General features: G+C 42.3%; 1 protein-coding gene. It reads right to left on the reverse strand.

What is annotated here, in order from left to right; genetic code table 11:
- Positions 1-2085 (reverse strand): ribonucleoside-diphosphate reductase subunit alpha (locus tag LD39_RS18935; RefSeq protein ID WP_035551786.1); only part of this gene is annotated, 2085 nt, incomplete at its 3' end.
- Positions 2086-2224 lie beyond the last annotated feature (139 nt).

Here is a 2224-nt window from a genome sequence, read left to right on the forward strand (position 1 = left end):
AGAAATCGATTGATCGACGTACTTTTGCCGGATGGCATTCTGCTTTATACTTTCATGCTGATCGATATCATAAGCGGATTTGTAGTACCAATAGGTTTCAGGGCTTAAATCAGGTGCGGTCACTGGAATTTTATAATCCTTTTTCTCTTCTGAATAAAACCTTTTGAAAATCGGATCGATGCTAGCTGTGCTTCCGGCGATGAGGGAAGTGCTGGAGTTCGGGGCGACAGCCATCAAGTATCCGTTCCTCATCCCTTGATTTTTCACCTTATTTTTCAATACCTCCCAGTTCCATGTTCCTTTTTGATCAAGCGATCGTTTAATAAAAAATTCTCCCGTATGCCAGTCTGAGCCTTCGAATAACGGGTAACTCCCTTTTTCTGTCGCGAGTTTGCTGCTTGCTTCAATGGTGTAGTAGGCGATCGCTTCGTATATTTCATGAACATAATTTAAAGCCTGTTCCGATTCCCAGGCGATTTTCTTTTTAGCAAGCAGGTGTGCCCATCCGAAGGTACCGAGTCCGATCCCTCTGTAAGCCTGGTTCGTTAATTGGGCCTGGAGGACGGGGATGGTATTTTGATCGATGACATTATCGAGCATACGGACTTGAATAGGGATCAATCGATGCAGTACACATTCTGGGATCGCACGTCCAAGATTAATACTTGAGAGGTTACAAACGACAAAGTCACCTGGGGCCTTGACTGTGATGATTTTTCCATCTTTTACATATTGTTCCTCTTGAAGCGTAGGTCGTTGGTTCTGGGTGATTTCCGTGCATAAATTGCTGCAATAAACCATGCCCGCATGCTGATTCGGGTTCATTCGGTTGACTTCATCTCTATAAAACATATAAGGCGTGCCTGTTTCTAACTGACCGACCATAATTCGTTTCATGATTTCGATGGCAGAGACTTTCTCTTTCGTTAGGTGGGGATGTTCTACACAGGCCCGGTATTTATCCCGGAAAGATCCTTCTCCACGTTTTTCATCAAAGGAGTCTTCCAAAGAAAAACCCATGACATAGCGTACTTCGTGAGGGTCAAACAAGTACCAGTCCGCTCGGTTCTCTACGGCTTCCATGAACAGATCAGGAATAGAGACACCCGTGAATAAATCATGGGTGCGCTGGCGTTCGTCCCCATTATTCAAACGGCTATCTAAAAAAGGGAAGATATCTTTATGCCATACATCTAAATAAACAGCTACGGCACCCTGGCGTTGACCTAATTGATCGACGCTCACAGCTGTATTGTTCAGTTGTTTCATCCATGGCAGAACTCCTGACGAGACTCCTTTGAAGCCTTGAATATCGCTTCCCCGACTGCGAATCTTACCTAAATAAACACCAATTCCGCCTCCGTGCTTACTAAGATTGGCGATATCTGTATTACTGTCGTAGATGGACTGAAGGCTGTCATCAACCGTATCAATAAAGCATGAGCTCATTTGACCATAACGCTTGCCCGCGTTCGCAAGCGTAGGGGTTGCGACAGTCATGTATAAATGGCTCAATGCCCAGTAAGCTTCCTTCACGTAGCGCAAACGGTGGTTTTTTTCTTCGTGAGACATTAGCATCATCGCGATGATCATGAATCTTTCTTGAGGAAGTTCATAAGTCTCTTGCGATTTTGAACATGCTAAATAACGATCACTTAATGTTTTCAATCCAATATAAGTAAAAAGGTGGTCACGTTCTGGATCAATCGCTGATTCTAATTCTTCAATTTCATGATGAGAATAATATGTAAGAATCTTAGATGTATAGATGCCTTCATCAATCAGTGTTCTGATCAAATGAAAGAAGTTTTTATATGGCTTAGCTTGCTGACGGTTATTCATGGATCTTTTATACAGCTGCTTTAAGTGGAAGCGGCTCGCTGCATAAGTCCAATCAGGTTCTGATTCGTCCATTTCTGATAAACATTCAAGAATAAGCGCTTTTGTTTGTTCCTCTTCGCTCATTTCGCTGAGTCCAAGCGCGGTTATTTTTTCTATAATCCGACTCAATTCTAAGTTCGGAAACAATTCTTGAAGCTCGTTTAGTTGTTCAATCCAATTCGTTTCAGAGGTTATGACGTTCATGTGATCCACTCCTTATAAAATTACTTTAGAAAATAGGGTTGTTTCCTTTCTTTGTTGATACCGAGAATTTGGAAAATAAAAAAATCCGCTCAACGAAGTGAGCGGATGAAACCATGAAACGAAGAGAATAGCATAAGGA

It is taken from the genome of Halobacillus sp. BBL2006 (genome assembly GCF_000786645.1).
Taxonomy (GTDB): Bacteria; Bacillota; Bacilli; order Bacillales; family Halobacillaceae; genus Halobacillus.